Source organism: Bartonella sp. EBT8 (genome assembly GCF_055796165.1).
The window spans coordinates 1-6372 of record NZ_JBTTDJ010000024.1; the positions used below are offsets into that span (position 1 = coordinate 1).

Sequence of the window (6372 nt, forward strand, 5' to 3'; positions counted from 1 at the left end):
AGCGCCTTTCTCATAGCTAGCGTTCCCGCCAAAAAATTTCGCAACACTGCTCCCTAATAAATAAAGCTGAGAACCATTTACCGCTTCAGTTGAGTCTTGTGAAAGACTACCAGCAGCAACAGCCAAAAGATTCCGAGGTTTACCTTCACTACTCATAAAACTTACTTTGGTTACTGGTGAGTTAGCAGCTATCGTTACCGAATCTCCATCCGCGCGTGCTGCCCGATTGAATGCTCGTGTAGGGGATAAGTTTCTCATAAAGGGGAAGCTGTTTGTATTCTCAGGTCGATCATCACTTTGAGAGAATTGCTCGTGTTTTTCCCCAAGAGTAGGGGTTTCTTTTATCTCTACAATCTGGTTATTCAAAGTTGTGAAAGTACTCTTAACACCAGAAAATGTATCTGCTCCATTTTTAGAACTTTCCATTCCTGCAAAGGCAGTATCAAAAGCAACTTTAGTCTGAAACTTAATATTAGGTGTTAAGTTTTTGAAGGAATCTTCATCCCCCATAAATACAGAACCAGTATCTCTAGACGCTTTATTATCAACTCTATCGACAGGCGGAATACCTTTAAGCACATTTGTACCACCACTAAAATCGTTTGATAAGTTATTAAAAACCTGAGTATGAGCAGAAACAGGAGAAATATTTGATAAGAGAATAATTCCTGAAACCAATGAAAGCGCTTTAATAAAAAGTAAATGATAAAGCGAGCAAGAACTTTTAAAATTACTCACCACAGGCGCTTTTGGTGTGGTATATAATTTTTTCATAACAAATTCTCCAAAAATATATTTAGAACATTAAAAAGACATATTTCAGCGCTAAGGGTAATGTGGCGATGTCTTTTTCTCATTCTCTATAAGGTTTAGATGCCGTAGAGGCAGATAGTGGTGGTTGGTTAATAATTTGGTTGATGGGGTTTTGTTTTTTTGCCTCTAAGTTGAGTGCATGTTTTTTTAGGTAACGTAGCTCATTTTATTTGTTTAAGAAGCATGGGGAGCGTTGGTGCTTATTGTATTTTTTTGTAATGAATAAGCGGAATGCCCTTGCGTTTTAGAGCTCTCTTTTCCAAAGAGAAGAAAGTGGAAATTGTTGTGTGATGTTTTTATGATCATTCGCACCTCCCCTTGCGATAACTTTTTATCAAAATGAGTCTTATTGATGACTCCATTATCTTGTTATAGACTCTTAAGAGGAATAGCAAGAAGAAAATGAATTTAATTATTTTTACATAATGAGTCTTTCTGATGTATAAGATCGTGAAGTGCTTCTATAATCTTAAAATTCATAGCTTCATCGCATAGGTTGCAGACTTATAGAGAGGTTTTGTTACAGAGTTTTTGAGGACTCTCATTTTGGTCAAAATGAGTCTTATTAATAATTGCAGCTATTGCGTACCTCGTGAGTACTCCTGCTGAAATAAATAATGAAATAGAATTTTTGATTTTTTAGCGTATCCCCCCAATGGATATTCTCTCTTAATGAAATTATAGAATGTACGTCTTTAAGTTATGATATGATTACGTACCCTCTCAATTTATCTTAGAGAGACTACTCTGCATTTGTAAAATTTTTGTTAAAGTGCTTCACTTCTTAGTCAGTGAAATCAGTCTTTGTAAAATTATTCCTATAGAATATAGTGTTATGAAATTTTACGTACCACTCTATAACTTTCTCTGTAAAATATTACTTCTCTGTAATATAAAATTTCGCCCTTGCCTGATTAGGCAAGGGCGAAATTTTGGTTAAATTACAGTTTTTTTGTATTAGCTGGTATTATTTTAATTTTAGCGTTATTCCACCACCTACTCCCCACTGCCCCCCAGCACTGGTTGCTGATAGATTAGAACGAATCTTGCCATCTTCAGAGGTATAACCAGCACCAAAAGCAATTGCAGATTGGCCGCGCCATAAACCGCCACCAAATGAAACACTCAAAGATCCTGGATCATCAAAGTAACGTAAGTTAGAGACCGCCAAACCAATCGCTGCTGCTTGTCTTGCTTCTTTGCGGACATTCTTAATATCATAACTTAATGCTTCAAATTTCTTATCTGTGTAAGATTTCGCCTCGGTAACGCCCTTGTTGACAAGAATTGCGGCTTGACTATCCGTATATTGCTTCGCATCCGAAAGAACCACCTTCATCTGATCTTCAGTGTAGTCATGCAACTGACCTCCAGTAACTGCCTGCTTAGATCCCTTTTCAATTTTCCCTTCCGCTACATTGTCTATCAAAACAGGATCACTTTCATTGCCACCTACTAACTTGATGCTATTGATCTTCTGTCCATTATCATCTGTGTCATAGGCAACAGCAATATCCGTTACTGCTTTAAGATTTTTCACATCTTGTTTAAGCTGAGATGCGCCTTGTTCAAGCGTTGTTGTTTGTTGCTTAAGCTCCTTTGTGGCGTCCTCGGCTTTCGTCGCCTTCTGATCAACGTCCCACACTTGACCAACAGTAGCTGCGTTGCTAGAACCTTCTGCAAGTTGGCCACCCGCTACATTTTCTATAGTGACTCCTTTCGTTGCATCTCCACCTACTAACTTGATGGCATTGCCTCTTCCAGTACCCTCGGGGTTTTTTTCATAGATAATAGCTTCATCCGTTGCTGTTTTAAGATCTTTTACCTGTTGGTCAATCGTATTTACCTTATTTTCAAACTCCCTAGCCTTCTCATCTGCTATCCATGACTGACCACCATCAGAAGTTTCTTTCTTCTCAACAGCAGTAAGGCGGTCGTTGATAAGCTTCATACCGTTACTTACAGCATCAAATGCCGTCGCTACATCATTGCGTATTATATTGTCATCCACAGCGCCATCTTTATTGAAGCCGAAAACCTTGAAGGTTGGAGCAACCCAAGCGTTATCTTCATACTTAGTGGTACCACCGAAATACTTAGCAATCTCAGTGTTCACCGCATAGAGTTGGCTACCATTGATTGCCTGAGCTGAGTCAGAAGAAACCTCACCAGCAGCAACACCAACAAGAAGCCGATTGCCAATATTACCAGCAAAACTCACTTTCTTGAATGGTGAGTCAAGATTATAATGGAGAGCTTCGGGATCCGGCTCACCATTGCTCATAGGCGCGATTCTCATAAACATGCTTCTCATAAAAGGAAAGCTGTGTGTCACAATCTCTGACTCACCATGTCGAGAGGAAGGTACAGCAATAAGAGCGCCATCTCTTATATCAATAATCTGCTCATTCAAAGTTGAGAAAGCACTATTAACACCAGCAAATGCATCCGCGACACTGGTATAGCTGTGCTCAGTCTCATTACCATCCTTATCAAAGGCTTTAACTGTAAAAGTTGGACCTGACCATTTTCCCTTTTCATCATATCCAGCACCACCGCCAAAATAACTTGCAAATGCCTGAGCCATAGAATAAAGCTGGCTACCATTTACTGCTTCGGTCGATGTTTTCGTAAATGCTCCACCCTTCACACCAGAGAGAATCCGAGGGGCGTTTGCGCTGTTGGCAATATCTATTCTATTGCCGTTTTTACTTCCACCAATCGTAATAAGCCCAACGCTATTTTGCTTAATAAAACTATCACCTGTCACCTTTTCGATCTTTTCATTAAGATTGGTGAAAGAACTACTTACACCCGTAAAGGCATCTGCAACATTCTGATAGTCATGTTCAGTTCCATTCCCAGCCTTGTCAAAGACCTTAAGTGTAAAAGTAGGAGATATCCATTTTCCTTCTTCATCATATCCAGCACCGTCACTAAAATAGCTAGCAATTTCATTGCTTATGGCATGCAATTGAGAACCATTTACCGCATCCGTTGATATTGCCGTAATCGAACCAGAAGCAACACCAGAAAGAATCCGTTCCGCATTATGAACGTTTGCAATACTTACTCTCTCTCCACTCACTTGTCCACCAATAGTGATAAGTCCTGCTGTATCCTGCTTAACAAGACTATTAGCGGTCACATTAGTAGCTATATTTTCAATCTTTTTATCAAGACTGGTGAAAGAACTACTTACGCCCGTAAAGGCATCTGCAACATTATGATAGTTCTGCTCAGATCCATTACCATCCTCATCAAAAACTTTAACTGTAAAAGTAGGAGCTGTCCATTTTCCATCTTTATAGCCAGCTTTACCGCCAAAATAGCTAGCGATTTCATTGCTCATAGAATAAATTTGAGAGCCATTTACCGCATCCGTTGATGTTGCTGCAATCGAACCAGAAGCAACACCAGAAAGAATCCGTGTCGCACCATTAACGTTTGCAATACTTACTTTCGCTCCACTTACTTGTCCACCAATGGTAACAAGTCCCGTATCATCTTGCTTAACAAGACTATTAGCGGTCACATTAGTGGCTATATTTTCAATCTTTTTATCAAGACTGGTGAGAGAACCACTTACGCCCGTAAAGGCATCTGCAACATTATGATAGTTCTGCTCAGATCCATTACCATCCTCATCAAAAACTTTAACTGTAAAAGTAGGAGCTGTCCATTTTCCATCTTTATAGCCAGCTTTACCGCCAAAATAGCTAGCGATTTCATTGCTCATAGAATAAATTTGAGAGCCATTTACCGCATCCGTTGATGTTGCTGCAATCGAACCAGCACCAACACCAGAAAGAATCCGTGTCGCACCATTAACGTTTGCAATACTTACTTTCGCTCCACTTACTTGTCTACCAATGGTAATAAGTCCCGTATCATCTTGCTTAACAATCATATCAGACGAGATTTTATCAAGTTTCTTATCAATATCCTTCTTAAAAAATACAAAAATATTTCCCCAACTCGCAAGCGTACTATCTACCCCTGCAAACGCAGAGCCAACGTCTCTATATACACGGCCGTTAATCATATAGGTTGGTGCAATACTTTTAAGTATATTTGCACCACCACCAAAATACTGTGCTACATTACCCCACTTATCACAAGCAAAAACAGGAGAAGCACTTGATAAAAAGGCAGCTATTGAAACCAATGAAATTGTTTTAATAAAAGGTAAGCGATAAGGTGAGCAAGAGTTTTTTAAACTATTTACTGCTGGCACTTGTGGTGTGGTATATATTTTTTTCATAATAAGTTCTCCAAGTAAGAAAAGCATATTCTGGCGCTCTCTTGCTCCAGATGATATTTTTCTTGTTTTATAAAAGATTAGGGTTGCCATAATGGGAAAGGGGACTATCTACAGTATCAGTGATATTATGATTGGCATTCATTGATAGCCCAGTTAGAAAAGATTTAATTTTTTATGTATTTAAGGAGGTTGTTCTTTTTTCAGAAAAACCCGTCGACTTGACGATGAAAGAGAAATAGTTCGATATAGAAAAGCCATATTTTCGCCGTATTAAGTAATATATTGTAGGGGGCAATAGTGAATGTACATTGCCTAAAAAGAGCACTAAATTGTTTGCTGATGTAATCTAGGAAGTTTTTTGTAAAGCTATTACGCTTTTGTCATAGAAATAAGCGAGACGCTTCTGAACTTCAGAATCACGCTTCTTTAAAGTGAAGTGGAAATAGTTGTGTGATTTTTTCATATCTACCGCCCCCGCTGTGAGAAAGAACTCTTTTACTCAAATGGTCTTAAAGATCAGTCTATTTTCTATAACCTATTTAAAAAAAAAGCAAGAGAAAAATTAATTTTTTTAATAATCATTCTTTCTAAGTTATAAAATTTTAAAACTCATACTCTTATAATATTTGTAAATGAATCTTTTTGTGTGCTCTGTAGATTCTTATAAGAGTAGTGTCGTAGAGTTATATTTTTTTAAGTTCCTCATTTTGCTTAATTATTGCTACTGATCCATACAAAGAAAATAAATAGAGTAGTAAAAAGGGGATTTTTTTAATCATATCTTCCAACAGATATTTATATCAGTAAAAGTATCAAACATATAAACTAGGATATTGAGCGATTACGCTATCTATTACTTTAGATAAAAATTACTCTGCATTTGTACATTTTTATTTAATGTGCTTTGTTTTAAACAAAATCATTCTCATTAAAATTATTCCTATGAAATAACTTATATGAGACCCCATAAGTATATTACTCTACGATTTTCTGTATATTACTCTCCTAAATATAGAATTTTTGCCCTTATCATAATTTATGACAAGGGCAAAAACATTTTGTACGGTTAGTTAAGAGTTACCCTTAGCCCTGCACCTACACCCCAATGACCTCCAGCACTGGTTGCAGATACATTCGTACGAATTCTTCCATTTTCGGAGGTGTAACCAGCACCAAAAGCAAAAGCAGATTGACTATGCCATAAACCCGTACCAAGTGAAATACTTAACTTTCCAGGTGTATCATCGTAACTTAAGTTAGAGACTGCCAAACCAATAGCAGCTGCTTGTCTTGCT

General features: G+C 37.7%; 3 protein-coding genes. All 3 read right to left on the reverse strand.

From position 1 onward, the window contains the following. A partial coding sequence (locus AC0QT4_RS08365; protein ID WP_473201225.1) for a hypothetical protein occupies positions 1-774 on the reverse strand: 774 nt, incomplete at its 3' end. A gap of 1006 nt (positions 775-1780) precedes the next feature. After that, a complete protein-coding gene (locus AC0QT4_RS08370; protein ID WP_473201226.1) occupies positions 1781-5077 on the reverse strand; it encodes a YadA-like family protein in 3297 nt (1098 codons plus the stop codon). Between the two features lie 1066 nt (positions 5078-6143). Beyond that, positions 6144-6372 (reverse strand): YadA-like family protein (locus AC0QT4_RS08375; protein WP_473201227.1); only part of this gene is annotated, 229 nt, incomplete at its 5' end.